Origin of the sequence: Micromonospora sp. NPDC049101, from assembly GCF_040648675.1 — a bacterium.
Classification (GTDB): domain Bacteria; phylum Actinomycetota; class Actinomycetes; order Mycobacteriales; family Micromonosporaceae; genus Micromonospora.
Genome location: NZ_JBEZED010000051.1, coordinates 1 through 15780 on the forward strand (window position 1 = coordinate 1; position 15780 = coordinate 15780).

Sequence of the window (15780 nt, forward strand, 5' to 3'; positions counted from 1 at the left end):
ACTCACCACGTCCAGGCTGCGCGAGTGCTCATCCGCCAGCGGCTACCCACCAGGAGTCTGCCGCACCCACCAGCCAACTCCCAGAACTCATTAGGGTGCGCAGGGGGTCCTGGCCGGCCCTGCCCTCGACCGAGGAGCGGCCGAGGCGGTGTCATCCGTGACGCGGGCTCAGTCGGGGCGTCGGGCGGTCACCGCGGTGGCGTCCAGGTCCTCGTCCTGCCGCACGTCCGGCACCAGCCCGGCTGCCTCGAACGCCGCGCAGAGCGCGGCCACCTGCGTGTCGCCGGCCTCGACGACCAGGTGCCCACCGGGCGCCAACCAGTCGGCCGCCTCGGCACCCACCCGGCGCAGCACGGCGAGCCCGTCCGGGCCGCCGTCGAGTGCCACCGGGGCCTCGTGCAGCCGCGCCTCCGGCGGCATCAGCGCCACCGCGTCGGTCGGTACGTACGGGGCGTTGGCCACCACCAGGTCCAGCCGACCCCGCCAGCGCGCGGGCAGGGGCGCGAAGAGGTCACCCTCGTACACCTCGGCGGCCAGCCCGGCGACGTTGCGGCGGGCGCACGCCACGGCCGCCGGGTCGATGTCGGCGGCGGCCAGCCAGCGCGGAGCGAGCCGGTGCGCCAGCGCGACGGTGGTGGCCCCGGAGCCGCAGCACAGGTCGACGACGGCCGGAGCCGGGCCGGTCACCTCGGCCGCCAACTCGACCAGCAGGGCGGTCCGGGCGCGCGGCACGAAGACGCCCGGGTCGACGAGGATTCGCCGGTTGCAGAACTCCGCCCAACCGAGCAGGTACTCCAACGGCTCGCCGGCCACCCGTCGGTCGGTCAGGTCGGCCAACACCGCCGGGGTGTCCGCGGCGGCGAGCAGCAGCTCGGCCTCGTCCTCGGCGTAGACGCAGCCGGCGGCGCGCAGCCGGCGTACGAGGGAGAGCCGGTCGATGGATGCCACCGGTCCCCTCAAACCGGCCCGGCGGCGTCCAGCGCGGCGGCGATGTCGGCCACCAGGTCGGGGGTGTCCTCCACACCGCAGGACAGCCGGACGAAGCCGGGGGCGGTGTCGTCACCCCACTGCGCCCGCCGGTCCGCCGTGGTGTGCAGCCCACCGAAGGAGGTGGCCGCCGCCACCAGCCGGGCGGCCTCGACGAACCGGCCCACCCGGTCGGCGTCACCCAAGTCGAAGGAGAGCACCCCGGGCATCCGGCGCATCTGCGCCGAGGCCACCGGGTACGCCGGGTCGTCCGGCCGCCCCGGCCAGCGCAGGCCTGTCACGTCCGGCCGGTCGGCGAGCAGGTCGGCGACGGCGGCGGCGTTCGCGCTCTGCCGGGCCAGGCGCAGGTCGAGGGTCGCCAGCGACCGGTGCGCCAGCCAGGCGTCGAACGCGCCCGGGACCGAGCCGGTGCCGGTACGCCACAGCGTGACCGCCTCGACCAGCTCGGTGGACCGGCTGGCCAGGTAGCCCAGCAGCAGGTCGGAGTGGCCGGTGAGCGCCTTGGTGCCGGAGGCGACCACCAGGTCGGCGCCGAGGTCCAGCGGACGCTGACCGAGCGGGGTGGCGGTGGTGTTGTCCACCGCGAGCAGCGCACCGGCGGCGTGGGCCCGCTCGGCCAGGGCGGCGACGTCGACCACGTCCAGACCCGGGTTGGCCGGGGTCTCCACCAGCACCAGCCGGACGCCCTCGAAGGACGGGTACGGCCCCACGGTCGGCACGAAGAGCACCCGCACGCCGATCGTCGCCAGCACGGCGGTGGCGAAGGCCCGGACCGGGAAGTAGCCGTCGGCGGGCAGCACCACGGTGTCGCCCGGGCGCAACAGGGTGAGCAGCGTCCCGGTGATGGCCGCCTGACCGCTGGCGAAGACCCGACAGTCCCCACCCTCCAACTCGCCCACGGCCGCCTCCAGCAACCGTCGGGTCGGGTTGTCCGGGCGACCGTAGCCGTTCGGCGACGTGCCCTGGCCCTGCCACGGGTCGAGGTGGTACGGCGCGGCGAAGACCGGCCCGGGCAGGAACGGGTCTCCCGGTGCCGGCTCGGGCAGGCCGGCGCGGACGCAGCGGGTGCCGTCACCCAGTTCGCTCATCGGGTCCTCATTCGTACGACTCGGGCTTGGCGGTCCGGCTCATCAGGGTCTGCACGGCGAGCCGGGGGTCCATCCCCTCGTGGCAGATCCGTTCGACGTGCTCGGTGATCGGCATCTCCACGCCGTGCGCCCGGGCCAGGTCCCGGATCGCCAGGCAACTCTTCACACCCTCGGCGGTCTGCCGGGTGGCGGTCTGGGCCTGTTCCAGCGTCTCACCGCGGCCCAGGTGCTCGCCGAAGGTGCGGTTGCGGGCCAGCGGGGACGAGCAGGAGGCGACCAGGTCGCCCATGCCCGCGAGGCCGGCGAAGGTGATCGGGTCCGCGCCGAGCGCCACGCCCAACCGGGCCGTCTCGGCCAGCCCCCGGGTCATCAGCATGGCCCGGGTGTTGTCGCCGAAACCCATCGCGGTGGCGATGCCGTACGACAGGGCGATCACGTTCTTGACCGCCCCGCCCAGCTCACAGCCGATCACGTCGTCGTTGGTGTACGGGCGCAGGTACGGCGTCCGAATCGACGACTGCACGAGCACGGTGCGGTGGCTGTTCGTCCCGGCCACCACTGTCGCGGCGGGCTGCTCGGCGGCGATCTCCGGAGCCAGGTTCGGGCCGGAGACGACGACCACCCGGTCGGCGGCGACCCCGGCGGTCTCCACGATGACCTCGCTCATCCGTTTGGTGGTGCCGAGCTCGATGCCCTTCATCAGCGACACCAGTGTCGAGTCGGGGTGCAGGTGCCCGGCCCATTCGGCGAGGTTGCCGCGCAGGGTCTGCGACGGCACGGCCAGCACCACCACCTCGGCGCCGGTGATCGCCTCGGCCGCGTCGGCGGTGGCGGTGACCCGGGCCGGCAGCAGCACGCCGGGCAGGTACTCCGGGTTGCGACGCTCGGTCCGGATGCTCTCGGCGACCGGCGCACGACGGGCCCACACCGTCACGTCCCGCCCCGCGTCGGCGAGGATCTTGGCGAACGCGGTGCCCCAGGAACCGGCACCGAGCACCGCGACGTGGCCGCTCACCCCAGGTCACCCTGCTGCTCGTGCCCGGCGGAGGAACGGGCCGGTCGCTCCCACAGCGGCGGCGGGGTGCCGCCGCGGATCTCGCCGAGCATGTCCCGCAGCCGCAACATGATGGTGTCCGTCATCTCCTCGAGGGTGACCCGGGTCGGCTGGGCATCGGCCCACCGGCTCAGGTCGATCGGTTCCCCGGCGACAACTGTCACCGGGATCCGCGGGCGCGGGTTGACGCGGCTGGTCCGCGGGTCGAAGAGCCGCTCCGGCCCCCACATCACCACCGGCACGACGGGAGCGCCGGTGGCCAGAGCCAACCGGGCGGCCCCGGTCTTGGCCTTCATCGGCCACAGCTCCGGCTGTCGGGTGGTGGTGCCCTCCGGGTAGATCACCACGGCGCCACCCTGGTCGAGGGCGGCGACCAGGGAGTCCAGCGAGCGGACCGCGTCGACGCTGCCCCGCTCGACCGGGATCTGCCGGCACCGGTGCAGGATCCAGCCGACCACCGGCACCCGGAACACGCTGGCCTTGCCCAGGTACTGCGGCCAGCGCCCGGAATCGTAGATGAAGTGCGCGGAGACCAGCGGGTCGGCGTGCGAGATGTGGTTCGCCACGATGATCATGCCGCCGTCGCGTCGGAGGTGCTCCTGGCCACGCCAGGTCCGCCGGGTCCACACGGTCATCACCGGCTTCACCAGCCCCACGGCGAACCGTTGCCAGAACCCCAGCCTCCGCCGTGCCACTCTGCCTCCTCGTCGCGCCCCAACCCCGCCGCGAAACCCCGCCCGCGACACCCGCAGCGGAAATCATGCCTGCTCGCCCCCGGTACGGCCAGCGAGGGTCCCGCCGTCCGGCTGGCAGGATTGCGGGCGTGAGTCAGCCGAGGTGGGCCGTGGTGGTGCCGGTGAAGCATCTGGCAGCGGCCAAGAGCCGGCTGCGGGGCGCGCTGCCGGGCGTACCCCACGAGGATCTGGCGCTGGCCCTGGCGGCCGACACGCTCCGCGCGGTGTTGGCCTGCCCGGCGGTCGCCGAGGCCCTGGTGGTGACCGACGACGCCCGGGTGGCGGATGCGGCGCGGGCCGCCGGCGCGCGGGTGCTGCCCGACGAGCCGGCCGCCGGACTGAACGCCGCGTTCCGGCACGGCGCGGCCGCGACGACCGTCGGGTGGGTGGCCGGGCTCACGGCGGACCTGCCGGCGCTGCGCCCCGCCGAGTTGGCCGGCGCGCTGCTCGCCGCGCGGAACGGGCGACCCGCGGTACGCCGTTTCGTGCCCGACGCGCCCGGCAGCGGCACGGTGCTGCTCACCGCCCCGCCCGGTGTCGCGCTGGACCCCCGCTTCGGGGTGGACTCGGCGGTCGCGCACGAGGCGAGCGGGGCGCTGCCGCTCACCGGCGACTGGCCCAGCCTGCGCCGGGACGTGGACACCGCCGCGGACCTGACCGCCGCCGCCCGGCTCGGGCTGGGGCCGCGCACCGCCGCCCTGGTCACCGCCGGCCGGCCGGCCCGCACGGCGGGCTGACCCGCCCGGCCCGCACGCCGGGTGTACGGTGCCAGCATGCAGGGCACGGTGGCCAGCTACGACGCGGCGACGCGCAGCGGGGTCCTGCTGCTCGACGACGGCACCGAGATGCGCTTCCCCGCCCGGGCCTTCGACGCCTCCGGGCTGCGGCTTCTCCGGCTCGGCCAGCGGGTTCGCATCGACACCGATCCCGACGGCGAGGTAGTCCGGGTGACATTGCCGACGATGATCTGACCCGGCGAGCCCAAGTTCATTTTGCGTTTACCGTAATCGGGTGATTATGAGCGGGTGAGCACCCCTCGCGAGCACCCGGCCAACCCGCCCGCCACCGACCTCCGTAACGGCTCCCGCGCACGCGGCACCGACGGCCGCTTCCGCCCGTCCCGTGCCGAACGGGCCGGCGCCGCCCGCGCCGACACCCTCGCCGACGACCCCGGTGGCGCCTCCTCCGGGCTGGACGAGGTCCTCGACCCCGCGCCGGTGATCGAGGCGGACGGCCCGGCCGCCGGTGACGTCCACCCGGTCCTGCCGAGCGACCTACCGGTCGGCGCCCCGGAGGACGACGACGAACCGCCGGCGGCCCCGCCGCTGCCGGAGGACCGTTTCCTCAACCGGGAGCTCTCCTGGCTCGACTTCAACGCCCGGGTGCTCACCCTGGCCGAGGACCAGCGCACCCCGCTGCTGGAACGGGCCAAGTTCCTGGCCATCTTCGCGAGCAACCTGGACGAGTTCTACATGGTGCGCATCGCCGGGCTGAAGCGGCGGCTCTCCGCCGGCCTGCCGGTGCGCGGCGGGGACCGGCTGCCCCTGCGTACCCAGTTGGAGCTGATCGCCGAGCGGACCGCCGAGCTGGTCGCCCGGCACGCCGCCTGCTTCGTCGACGACATCCTGCCCAGGCTGGCCGACGAGGGCATCCGCATCCTGCGCTGGGCCGAGTTGGGCGACCCCGAACGGGAGCGGCTGCGCACCTATTTCCGGGAGCACATCTTCCCCGTGCTGACGCCGCTCGCGGTGGACCCGGCGCACCCGTTCCCGTACATCTCGGGACGGTCGTTGAACCTGGCGGTGGCGGTTCGCGACCCGGACGGGGGTTCGGAGCTGTTCGCCCGGGTGAAGGTGCCCAACAACGTCCCCCGCTTCGTCCGGGTGGACCGGGACCAGCCGGGCGTGCGGATGCTGCCGGTGGAGGACCTGATCTCGGTGCACCTGGGTCAGTTGTTCAGCGGCATGCAGGTGGTCGAGTGCCACCTGTTCCGGGTGACCCGCAACGCCGAGGTGGAGGTCGACGAGGACCGCGACGAGGACCTGCTCCAGGCCCTGGAGCGGGAGCTGGCCCGGCGACGGTTCGGCCCACCGGTCCGGCTGGAGGCCGCCGCGTCCATCTCCGACCACATGCTGGAGTTGCTCGTCCGCGAGCTGGACATGGACGACCAGGACGTGCTGCGGGTGCCCGGCCTGCTGGACCTGTCCGCGTTGTGGCAGGTCTACGGCGAGGCCGACCGGCCGGACCTGAAGGACCCGCCGTTCGTGCCGGCCACGCACCCCCGGCTCGCCGAGGGTGAGGTGCCGCGCAGCGTGTTCTCCACCCTGCGCGACGGGGACATCCTGGTGCACCACCCGTACCACTCGTTCGCCACGAGCGTGCAGCGCTTCATTGAGCAGGCCGCCGCGGATCCGAACGTGCTGGCCATCAAGCAGACCCTCTACCGCACCAGCGGCGACTCCCCGATCGTCGACGCGTTGGTCGACGCCGCCGCCGCCGGCAAGCAGGTGGTGGTGCTGGTGGAGGTGAAGGCCCGGTTCGACGAGGTGGCCAACATCGGCTGGGCCCGCACGCTGGAACGCGCCGGTTGCCACGTGGTGTACGGCCTGGTCGGCCTGAAGACGCACTGCAAGACCGCGCTGGTGGTCCGCCAGGAGGGCAACCAGATCCGCCGCTACTGCCACATCGGCACCGGCAACTACCACCCGAAGACGGCCCGACTGTACGAGGACTTCGGCATGCTCACCGCCGACCCGGAGATCGGCGCGGACCTGACCGACCTGTTCAACGTGCTCACCGGGTACAGCCGGCAGACGGCGTTCCGGCGGTTGCTGGTCGCCCCGCAGGGCATCCGCAGCGGGCTCGTCGAGCGGATCGAGCGGGAGATCTCGCACGTCCGACTGGGCATGCCCGGCCTGGTCCAGTTCAAGGTCAACTCGCTTGTCGACGAGGGAGTGACCGACGCGCTGTACCGGGCGTCCCAGGCCGGCGTGCACGTCGATCTGCTCATCCGGGGCATGTGCACCCTGCGTCCGGGGGTACCGGGCCTGTCGGAGAACATCCGCGTCCGCTCGATCCTCGGTCGGTTCCTGGAGCACTCCCGGGTCTTCCGGTTCGGCAACAACGGTGAGGCCGAGTTCTGGATGGGCTCCGCCGACCTGATGCACCGCAACCTCGACCGCCGGGTGGAGGCGCTGGTGCGGGTGAGCGACCCGATCGCCCGCGCCGAACTGGACCACGTGTTGACCGCCGCGATGAGCCCCGACGTGGACGCGTTCGAACTGGCCGCCGACGGCACCTGGACCCGGCGTACCGGCGAGGACACAAAAGCGCGGGCCCACCTGCAGGAACTGCTGCTGCGCCGGGTCGGTGGCACGGCCAGTTGACCGATCAACGCTTAGGCTGAACTGATGGTCGAGGAGGAACAGAAGTACGAGGTGGACGACGCCTACGTGCTGCCGGACCTGGCCCCCACGGCCCCGGCCGGGGGTCGGGTCCGGGAGCTGGCACCGGTGACGCTTGTCGCGCGCTACCTCGACACTGTCGACCTGCGGCTGGCCCGCGCCGGTGCCTCGCTGCGCCACCGCCGGGGCGACGAGCAGCCCTGGACGGTGAAGTTGCCGACCGGGACGCCGGGCGTCCGGCACGAGATCTCCCGCCCCGGGCCCAAGGGCCAGCCGCCGCCGGAGCTGGTCGAGTTGGTCACCGTCCTGCACCGGGGGGCGCCGCTGGCCCCGGTGACGGTGGTCCGGACGGTCCGGCACGCGTACGAGGTGTGTGACAGGGCCGGCACGGTGCTCGCCGAGGTGGTGGACGACCGGGTGACAGTGCTCGACGACGCCGGCGCCAGCACCGGCACGTTCCGCGAGCTGGAGGTGGAGTTCAAGTCCGGCGACCGGGCACTGCTCGACCGGGTCGGCGCGGTGCTGCGCGAGGCGGGCGCGCAGAGCGGCACGTTCACCCCGAAGCACGTACGGGCGTTGGGCGCGCCGGCGCAGGCCGACCCGGACCTGGTCGCGCCGGCCGGGCTGACCGCAGAGCCGAGCGCCGGCGACGTGGTGACCGAGGCGGTCCGCAAGGAGATCCGCCGCCTGTTGGCGCACGACCCGCTGGTCCGGCTGCGCGCCCCGGCGGGCGGTGGCGACACCGCCGTGCACCAGATGCGGGTGGCCTGTCGACGACTGCGCAGTGACCTGCGTACCTTCAAACCGTTGCTCCGCAGGGCCTGGTCCCGCCCGCTGCGCGACGAGCTGCGCTGGCTGGCCGGTGTCCTCGGCGCCGCCCGCGACGCCGAGGTGCTGCGCGAGCGGCTGCGCGACACCGCGAGCGCCGACCCGCTCAGCCCGCTCGACCAGGGCGCGGTGGACCGGCTGGACGAGGTGCTCGCCCAACGGCAGCGGCGGGCGCTCGCCGCCATCGACGAGGCGCTACGCTCCCCGCGTTACCTGGCCCTGGTGGACTCGCTGGTGCTGGCCGCCCGCGCGCCCCGGTTCACCCGTCGGGCGGCTGCCCCCGCGGCGCAGGCGCTGCCACCGCTGGTGGCCCGCCCCTGGCGGCGGCTGACCGGGCCGGACGGCGTCGACGGGCTCGACGCCGAGTCACCGGACGACCGCTGGCACGCCGTTCGCAAGGAGGGCAAACAGGCCCGGTACGCGGTGAACGCGGTGGCCTCGACCGTCGGCAAGGGCGCACGCCGGCTGTCCCGCGCCCTCGCTGGCGTGCAGGACGTGCTCGGCGAGCACCAGGATGCGGCAGTGGCGGCGGACACCTGGCTGGAGATCGCCGCCGAGCGGCCGGACGACCACGACCTGGCGGTGACCGCCGGTCGGCTGGCCGAGCGCGAACGCCAGTCGGTACGCCGGATGCGGGCCCTCTTCCCGGACGCGTGGCACCGGGCCACCCGACGGCGGCGGACCAGTTGGCTGCCGTGACCGGCATCCGGGCGGCAGGCGGGGTGCCGTGGCGGCCGTCGGCCGACGGTGTCCGCGTCTGCGTGGTGCACCGCCCCCGCTACGGCGACTGGACCCTGCCGAAGGGCAAACTGGAGCCGGGCGAGCACGCACTCGCCGCCGCGGTCCGCGAGGTGGCCGAGGAGGCCGACGTGCGGGGCGTACCGCAGGTCCGGCTGCCGTCGGTGCGCTACCGCAGCGAGGGGCAGGCCAAGCTTGTCGACTACTGGTCGATGCTCGCGGTGGCCAGCGGCGGTTTCCAACCCGACACCGAGGTGGACGACATGCGCTGGCTCGCGGTGGACGACGCGATCCGGTTGGTCAGCTACCCGCACGACGCCGAGGTGTTGGCGGCGTTCGCCGCGCTGCCGGCGGTGACCGCGACTGTCGCGCTGGTCCGGCACGCGCACGCCGGGAAACGGGCCACCTGGTCCGGTCCGGACGTCGGCCGGCCCCTGGACGCCGAGGGATGGGCCCAGGCGAGCGTGCTGGCCGGTCTGATCGCCCTGATCCGACCGGCCCGGCTGGTGTCGGCGTCGCCGCGACGCTGCGTACAGACCCTGGACCCGGCCGCCGCGCTGCTCGACCTGCCGATCGAGATCTGCGGCGACCTGGACGAGCCACAGCCCGGCCAGCAGCCCGTCGAGCAGATCCTCGCCACCGCCGCCACGGTGCTGGAGTTGGCCAGCGCCGGTGGGCAGGTGGCGGTGTGCAGCCAGGGCAAGGTGCTGCCGGGCGCCCTGAAACGGTTGACCGGCCGCACCGACGAGGACTTCACCACCCCCAAGGGCGGCGGTTGGCTGCTCGCCTTCAGTGGCGACCGGCTGCTCGCCGCCGACCGCCTCTAGGGCGTGTGTCAAAGCCCCTAGCCGGTCGACGCGGGCGCACGGTCAGCGGGGCGGGAGGGTCAGGGTCACCGCGACCGGCAGGTGGTCGCTGGCCGTGCCGCGGGGCGCGACCGGGTTGGTCGCGGTGAGGCCGGGCGACACGAAGACGTGGTCGATCTGCTCGCGCGGGTCGTCGGCGGGGCTCGTCGCCAGCGGCCGGGCGGCTGCCAACGCGTCGAGCAGACCGGCAGCGGTGAACTGTTCGAATGCCTCGTCACCCGGCTCCGTGTTCAGGTCGCCCGCCACCACCAGGGGCCGGCCGGCCGCGTACTCGGTGGCGAAGGTGGCGACCGCGCGGGCCTGGACCACCGGGCCCTGCCCGGGCGGAGGTTGCAGGTGGGTGCTGACCACTGCGGTACGGACGCCGGCGCCGAGGTCCAGCGTGACGGCGAGTGCCTGCGCGCCGGTGGGTGCCCCGACGGCCGGCAGGGCACGGGTCCGCAGATCGGTGACCGGCCAACGGCTGAGCACCGCGTCGCCCCAGACCGGGTCCGCGGCGGGCCCGAAGACGTACGACATACCGAGCCGGTCGGCCAGCAGGTCCAGGGTGTCGTGCCCGCCGTTGAGCAGCCAGGCCCGGTCCACCTCGCTGAGCAACACCACGTCCGGCCGTTGCCGGTCGACGGCCTCGGTGAGCCCGGCCAGGTCGAACCGTCCGTCCAGCCCGAAACCCATCCGGATGTTGTACGCCACCACGGTCAGCCGCTCCGGTGGACCTTCGCGGTTGCTGGTCACCGGCACGTCGTCGGCGAACACCGGCGCGAGCAGGGCCAGCGCGGTGACCGCAGCCGTGGCCCGCAGCGGCGCGAACGGCCCGGGGAGGCGGTGCACGACGGGACGGGCGGCGAACGCCACGACCGCGACCAGCACCGCCACCAGCACGGGCACCGCCGCGTTGGGGTACCCGAGGTCGTAGGCGGAGTAGTACCCGACCGCCCCCAGCGCGAAGACGAGCATGCCGGTGGCGACCGCGTACCCCCGGCGCGCCGCCCACCGCCGGTCATCCCCGTCAGCGTCAGCGGTGCCGGCGTTCGGGTGGGTGGCGCCGTTCGGGTGGGTGGCGTCGTCGGTGCGGGCGAGGCAGGCGCCGAGACCGACGGCGGCGAGCAGGATGGCCGGGAGGAGCAGATCACCCTGGTCGAGGGCGAACAGCACCGCGCCGGCCAACAGCGCCACCGGCCCGTACGCTCGGCCCCACCGCTCGTGCGGCCGGGTCAGGGCGGTGTACAGGAACCCCGCGACCGCCACCGGCACCGGTGCCATGCCGAGCAGCGGCGAGCGCGCCACACCGTCGCCGGCGACCAGGTACGACATCCCGGTCCGGGCCAGCGCCGGGGAGAGCGCCACCATCCCGGCCAGCAGCAGCGCCGGCCCGACCAGCAGCCAGGCCCGTACGCCACCAGCGCCCGCCCGACCGCCGGACCCAGCCACCTCGGCCCGCGGCTCATCGGCTGGGAAGTCGGGCCGCGCGGCTACGGCCCGCGGCTCACCGGCCGGGGAGCCGACCCGCGCCGCCACGGCCCGGGAGCCGGACCGCTCCGCCTCCGCCCAGGAGCCGGGCTGCTCCGCCTCCGCCCAGGAACCGGGCCGGATCGTGCCGACCAGGAAGAGCGCCACCGCGACGGAGCTGAGCAGCCAGGCCGCCCAGTCGCCCCGCCAGACCAGGTCGAAGGTGTCCAGCACCGCGTGCAGCGCCGCGTTGACGGCGAGCCCCAACGCCAGCCCCGGTACCGGTCGGTCGGTGTCGGCGGCGACGCCGACCAGCCACACCAGCCCGGCGAGCAGCCCGACGGTGGCCAGCCAGAGCTGCGTACGCCCTCCGGGGGCGGTGGTGAGCGCGAGCCGGGCGAGGGCGAGCACGACGGCGGCGACGACCGTGACCGGGCGGGCGCCCACCCGACGGACCACCGCCGGTGCGCCCATCGCGAGCACGAACCAGCCGAGGGCGAACGCACCCATCAGCTCGGCCGGGGTGGAGGCGGCCTGACCGAAGATGGTGATGATGCCGGGCAGCCAGACGCGCAGCACGTCGATGAGGAGCAGGATGCCCAGCGCGAGCGTCCCGGTGGTGACCTGGCGGTAGCGCACCGGTGCCCCATTTCGGTGTCGGCGGACCGGCGGAGGGGGCCGGCACGGCGATTCTGCGCGAGCGAGCCGACCCGGTCAACGGGTCCCCGTACGCCGAAAGGGCGTCCACCAACGGGTGGACGCCCTTTCGGAGAAGCTCGGTCAGCGCTTGCTGGCCGCCTTCTTCGCCGGGGCCTTCTTGGCCGCCGTGCTCTTGCTCGCCGCCGCGGTGGTCTTCTTCGCCGTGGTCGACTTGGTCGCCGCGGTGGTCTTCTTCGCCGCGGTGGTCTTCTTGCTGGCGGCCGTCTTGGTCGCCGTGGTGCTCTTGCTCGCCTTGGCCGGGGCGGTCTTCTTGCTGGCGACCGTCTTGGTCGCCGTGGCGGTCTTGCTCGCCTTGGCCGGGGCGGTCTTCTTGCTGGCCGCCTTGGCCGTGGTCGCCTTGGCCGTGGCCTTGCTGGCCGCCTTGGCGCTTGTCGCCTTGGTGCCCGTGGCCTTGGCGCTTGTCGCCTTGGTGCCGGTCGTCTTGGTGCCCGCCGCCTTGGTGCCGGCCGTCTTGGCCGTGGCGGTGGTGGTGGCGGTCTTCTTCGTCGCCACCGTGGCCTTCGGCACCTTGCCGCTGGCCACCATCTCCTTGAAACCGGCGCCGGGGCGGAAGGTCGGGACAGATGTCTTCTTGACCTTCACCGCCTCGCCGGTCCGCGGGTTGCGCGCTGTTCGCGCGCCACGCACACGCTTTTCGAACGCTCCGAATCCGGTGATCGCCACCTTCTCGCCCTTGGTGACCGCCGCCTGGACCTCGGTGAGGACCGCCTCGAGGGCGTTCGTCGCCGTCTTCCGGTCCCCCAGGCGAACGGCGAGCGCCTCGATGAGCTCGGCCTTGTTCACGACTTCCTCCCGATTGTGCAACTGACTCGTCGCGAGCCATTCTGCGCGCACGTTATGCCCTGCGCTGCCGGGACACAAACATTCGGTAGAAAAAAGCCCTTGTGTCGTAACGGATTCACCCCCACCGGTCGGACCGATGGGGGTGAAATCCGCTGGGCGCCCGGGCGTACGGCTATGCCACGGAGGGCAGGAACGGCAGTCGCCGGGCCTCGTAGGAGTCGATGTCGGCGACGCTGCGGAGGGTGAGTCCAATGTCGTCGAGGCCTTCCAGCAGCCGCCAGCGGCTGAAGTCGTCAAGCGGGAACGACCAGTTGGCGTCCCCGGCCCGGAGCTGGCGGGCGGTCAGGTCGACGGTCACCGGGGTGGTCGGATCCGACTCGACCAGGTCCCACAGCTCTTCGACGGCTTTCAATTCCAACTCGACCGGCAACAGACCTTCCTTGAGGGCGTTGCCGCGGAAGATGTCGCCGAAGCGGGGCGCCACCACCGCGCGGAAGCCCCAGTCCCGCAGTGCCCAGACGGCGTGCTCCCGGGATGAGCCGGTGCCGAACTCCGGGCCGGCGATCAGGATCGACGCACCGGAATAGCTTTCATCGTTGAGGACGAATGTCGGATCTTCCCGCCACGCGCTGAACAGCCCGTCGGCGAAGCCCGTGCGGGTCACCCGCTTGAGGTACACGGCGGGGATGATCTGATCGGTGTCCACGTTGGACCGCCGCAGCGGCACGGCCGTGCCGGTGTGGGTGGTGAACTTGTCCATCTCCTCGGTCCCTTCTACAGGTCGGCGGGGGCGGCCAGCCGGCCGACCACGGCGGTGGCGGCGGCGACCGGCGGGGAGACCAGGTGGGTACGCCCACCCCGGCCCTGACGGCCCTCGAAGTTGCGGTTCGAGGTGGAGGCGGAGCGCTGGCCCGGCTTCAGCGTGTCGGGGTTCATCCCCAGGCACATGGAGCAGCCGGCGAACCGCCACTCGGCCCCGGCGTCGGCGAAGACCTTGTCCAGCCCCTCGGCCTCGGCGGCCTCCCGCACGGCGGCGGAACCGGGCACCACGAGCATCCGAACCCCGTCGGCGACGTGGTGGCCACGCAGCACGTCGGCGGCGGCCCGCAGATCCTCCAGTCGGCCATTGGTGCAGGACCCCACGAAGACCACGTCGATGGGCAGCTCCCGAAGCGGGGTGCCGGGGCTCAGGTCCATGTACGCCAGGGCGCGGCGGGCGGCGGCGCGCTCCGACTCGGTGACGAAGTCCTCCGGGTCCGGCACGGGCGCGCTCAGCGGCGCCCCCTGCCCGGGGTTGGTGCCCCAGGTGACGAACGGGGTGATCCGGCTGGCGTCCAGGGTCACCTCGGCGTCGAAGCTCGCGCCGTCGTCGGTGGGCAGCGTCCGCCACCACTCCAGCGCCGCGTCCCAGTCCGCGCCCTGCGGCGCGTTCGGTCGACCCTTGAGGTACGCGAAGGTGGTCTCGTCCGGCGCGATCATGCCGGCCTTGGCACCCCACTCGATGGACATGTTGGCGATTGTCATCCGCCCCTCCATGGAGAGGGCCCGGATCGCCTCGCCGCGGTACTCGACGATGTGCCCGCGCCCCCCACCGGTGCCGACCTGGGTGATCAGCGCGAGCACCAGGTCCTTGGCGGTGACGCCGGGGGCGAGGCTGCCGGTGACGTTCACGGCCATCGTCTTCGGTCGGCTCTGCGGCAGCGTCTGGGTGGCCAGCACGTGCTCCACCTCGCTGGTGCCGATGCCGAAGGCGAGCGCGCCGAACGCGCCGTGGGTGGCGGTGTGTGAGTCGCCACAGACGATCGTCATGCCCGGCTGAGTGACACCGAGCTGCGGGCCGATCACGTGCACGATGCCCTGGTTGTCGTCACCGAGCGGGTGCAGCCGCACCCCGAACTCGGCGCAGTTGCGCCGCAGCGTCTCGATCTGCGTACGCGACGTGGGGTCCTCGATGGTGAGCAGGTCACCACGGCGGAGGCGAAACGCCGGGTCGGCGTACCCGGTCGGGGTGTTGTGGTCCTCGGTCGCGAGGGTCAGGTCGGTACGACGCACCCGGCGCCCGGCGAGACGCAACCCGTCGAACGCCTGCGGGCTGGTCACCTCGTGCAGCAGGTGCAGGTCGATGAAGAGCAGGTCCGGCTCACCAGCGGCGGATCGTACGACGTGTGCGTCCCAGACCTTCTCGGCCAGGGTCCTCGGCTCAGGAGTGACTCCCACCATCTGGACATCCTAAATTCTGGGAGGTAAGTTTCGGCTTGTGGGACACAGTATGAGCGGTGTCGGCGTTCTCGACAAGGCGGTGGTCATCCTGGCCGCCTGCGTCGACGGCGCCAGCCTGGCCGAACTCGTTGATCGCACCAAGCTGCCCCGAGCCACCGCACATCGGCTGGCCCAGGCCCTGGAGATACACCGGATGTTGGTCCGGGACACCCAGGGCAGGTGGCGCCCCGGGCCTCGTCTGGGCGAGCTGGCGAACGCCGCACCGGACGTTCTGCTGACCGCCGCCGAGCCCCTGCTCGCCGCGCTGCGGGACGCCACCGGGGAGAGCGCCCAGCTCTATCTGCGCCGCGCCGACGAGCGGATCTGCGTGGCGGCGGCGGAACGCGCCAGCGGCCTGCGGGACACCGTCCCGGTCGGGTCGGTGCTGCCGATGACCGCCGGCTCCGCGGCCCAGATCCTGCTGGCCTGGGAGCCGCCGGAGGCGGTGATGCCACTGCTGCCGCGCAGCAAGTTCACCGGGCGCACCCTCGCCGAGGTGCGCCGCCGCGGCTGGGCGCAGAGCGTCGCCGAGCGGGAGGCCGGTGTGGCGAGCGTCTCCGCCCCGATCCGTGACCGCACCGGCCGCGTGATCGCCTCGGTCAGCATCTCCGGCCCGATCGAGCGCCTGGGCCGCCGCCCCGGCGAACGCCACGCCATGGCCGTAGTGCGAGCCGGCCAACGCCTATCCGGCCTCTAACCCCACCCCGGCCCACCCCTCCCCCCACCCCTTCCCCCACCCCTCTCCTCCGTCGCGTTGATCATGAGGTTATAGCCACGACACGCCGGGTGGTTTCTAGGCTTCAGTGCAACTGATCTTGGTTGTGGTGGAGGTGCTGGTGGCGAGGCCGGGTGTGGTGACGTTCGGGCATC

The 15780-nt window shown here is 73.4% G+C and carries 14 protein-coding genes; 6 read left to right on the plus strand and 8 right to left on the minus strand.

Annotated elements, in window-relative coordinates; genetic code table 11:
• Window positions 1–168 precede the first annotated feature (168 nt).
• Genes AB0B57_RS36390 through AB0B57_RS36405 form a run of 4 tightly spaced genes read right to left on the minus strand, consistent with a single transcriptional unit; the run spans window position 169 to window position 3824 of the window.
• Window positions 169–948, minus strand: coding sequence for a putative protein N(5)-glutamine methyltransferase (locus tag AB0B57_RS36390; protein ID WP_357080882.1), 780 nt, complete (start codon window positions 946–948; stop codon window positions 169–171).
• Window positions 949–956: 8 nt separating this feature from the next.
• Window positions 957–2075 carry a cystathionine gamma-lyase gene (locus AB0B57_RS36395; RefSeq protein WP_357080885.1) on the minus strand — a complete coding sequence of 373 codons (1119 nt, stop codon included), beginning with the start codon at window positions 2073–2075 and terminating at the stop codon, window positions 957–959.
• 7 nt (window positions 2076–2082) lie between these two features.
• Window positions 2083–3090 carry an NAD(P)H-dependent glycerol-3-phosphate dehydrogenase gene (locus AB0B57_RS36400; protein ID WP_357080888.1) on the minus strand — a complete coding sequence of 336 codons (1008 nt, stop codon included), beginning with the start codon at window positions 3088–3090 and terminating at the stop codon, window positions 2083–2085.
• Window positions 3087–3824 carry a lysophospholipid acyltransferase family protein gene (locus AB0B57_RS36405; protein ID WP_357080890.1) on the minus strand — a complete coding sequence of 246 codons (738 nt, stop codon included), beginning with the start codon at window positions 3822–3824 and terminating at the stop codon, window positions 3087–3089. The genes AB0B57_RS36400 and AB0B57_RS36405 overlap by 4 nt, the downstream gene beginning before the upstream one ends.
• Before the next feature lie 128 nt (window positions 3825–3952).
• Here AB0B57_RS36405 and cofC point away from each other — a divergent pair, with 128 nt between their 5' ends.
• The 5 genes from cofC to AB0B57_RS36430 are packed head-to-tail and all read left to right on the plus strand — an operon-like array spanning window position 3953 to window position 9660.
• Window positions 3953–4600, plus strand: a complete 648-nt coding sequence (gene cofC, locus AB0B57_RS36410) for a 2-phospho-L-lactate guanylyltransferase (protein ID WP_357080893.1) — start codon at window positions 3953–3955, stop codon at window positions 4598–4600.
• A gap of 36 nt (window positions 4601–4636) precedes the next feature.
• On the plus strand, window positions 4637–4834 hold the full coding sequence (locus tag AB0B57_RS36415) for a hypothetical protein (RefSeq protein ID WP_030335323.1): 198 nt from the start codon (window positions 4637–4639) through the stop codon (window positions 4832–4834).
• Between the two features lie 54 nt (window positions 4835–4888).
• Window positions 4889–7249: an RNA degradosome polyphosphate kinase gene (locus AB0B57_RS36420; protein WP_357080896.1), complete on the plus strand. Its 2361-nt coding sequence runs from the start codon at window positions 4889–4891 to the stop codon at window positions 7247–7249.
• A gap of 24 nt (window positions 7250–7273) precedes the next feature.
• Window positions 7274–8794: a CYTH and CHAD domain-containing protein gene (locus tag AB0B57_RS36425; RefSeq protein ID WP_357080899.1), complete on the plus strand. Its 1521-nt coding sequence runs from the start codon at window positions 7274–7276 to the stop codon at window positions 8792–8794.
• Window positions 8782–9660, plus strand: coding sequence for an NUDIX hydrolase (locus AB0B57_RS36430; RefSeq protein WP_357080901.1), 879 nt, complete (start codon window positions 8782–8784; stop codon window positions 9658–9660). The genes AB0B57_RS36425 and AB0B57_RS36430 overlap by 13 nt, the downstream gene beginning before the upstream one ends.
• A 42-nt stretch (window positions 9661–9702) precedes the next feature.
• Here AB0B57_RS36430 and AB0B57_RS36435 read toward each other — a convergent pair whose 3' ends face one another.
• The 4 genes from AB0B57_RS36435 to leuC all read right to left on the minus strand — a co-directional run bounded on the left by AB0B57_RS36435 (window position 9703) and on the right by leuC (window position 14871).
• Window positions 9703–11787, minus strand: coding sequence for an endonuclease/exonuclease/phosphatase family protein (locus AB0B57_RS36435; protein WP_357080903.1), 2085 nt, complete (start codon window positions 11785–11787; stop codon window positions 9703–9705).
• A gap of 141 nt (window positions 11788–11928) precedes the next feature.
• Window positions 11929–12651: an HU family DNA-binding protein gene (locus AB0B57_RS36440; RefSeq protein WP_357080905.1), complete on the minus strand. Its 723-nt coding sequence runs from the start codon at window positions 12649–12651 to the stop codon at window positions 11929–11931.
• Window positions 12652–12823: 172 nt separating this feature from the next.
• Window positions 12824–13411, minus strand: a complete 588-nt coding sequence (gene leuD, locus AB0B57_RS36445) for a 3-isopropylmalate dehydratase small subunit (RefSeq protein WP_357080908.1) — start codon at window positions 13409–13411, stop codon at window positions 12824–12826.
• A gap of 14 nt (window positions 13412–13425) precedes the next feature.
• On the minus strand, window positions 13426–14871 hold the full coding sequence (leuC, locus tag AB0B57_RS36450) for a 3-isopropylmalate dehydratase large subunit (protein ID WP_357080911.1): 1446 nt from the start codon (window positions 14869–14871) through the stop codon (window positions 13426–13428).
• A 49-nt stretch (window positions 14872–14920) separates the two neighbouring features.
• On the opposite strand from leuC, the gene AB0B57_RS36455 reads away from it, so the two are divergent.
• Window positions 14921–15607: an IclR family transcriptional regulator gene (locus AB0B57_RS36455; protein WP_110562481.1), complete on the plus strand. Its 687-nt coding sequence runs from the start codon at window positions 14921–14923 to the stop codon at window positions 15605–15607.
• The last annotated feature ends 173 nt before the right edge of the window (window positions 15608–15780 follow it).

Coding starts and splice junctions, on each gene's coding strand:
- AB0B57_RS36425 (WP_357080899.1), top strand. CDS start 7,274: ATGGTCGAGGAGGAACAGAAGTACGAGGTGGACGACGCCTACGTGCTG.
- leuC (WP_357080911.1), bottom strand. CDS start 14,871: ATGGTGGGAGTCACTCCTGAGCCGAGGACCCTGGCCGAGAAGGTCTGG.
- AB0B57_RS36455 (WP_110562481.1), top strand. CDS start 14,921: ATGAGCGGTGTCGGCGTTCTCGACAAGGCGGTGGTCATCCTGGCCGCC.
- AB0B57_RS36395 (WP_357080885.1), bottom strand. CDS start 2,075: ATGAGCGAACTGGGTGACGGCACCCGCTGCGTCCGCGCCGGCCTGCCC.
- leuD (WP_357080908.1), bottom strand. CDS start 13,411: ATGGACAAGTTCACCACCCACACCGGCACGGCCGTGCCGCTGCGGCGG.
- AB0B57_RS36415 (WP_030335323.1), top strand. CDS start 4,637: ATGCAGGGCACGGTGGCCAGCTACGACGCGGCGACGCGCAGCGGGGTC.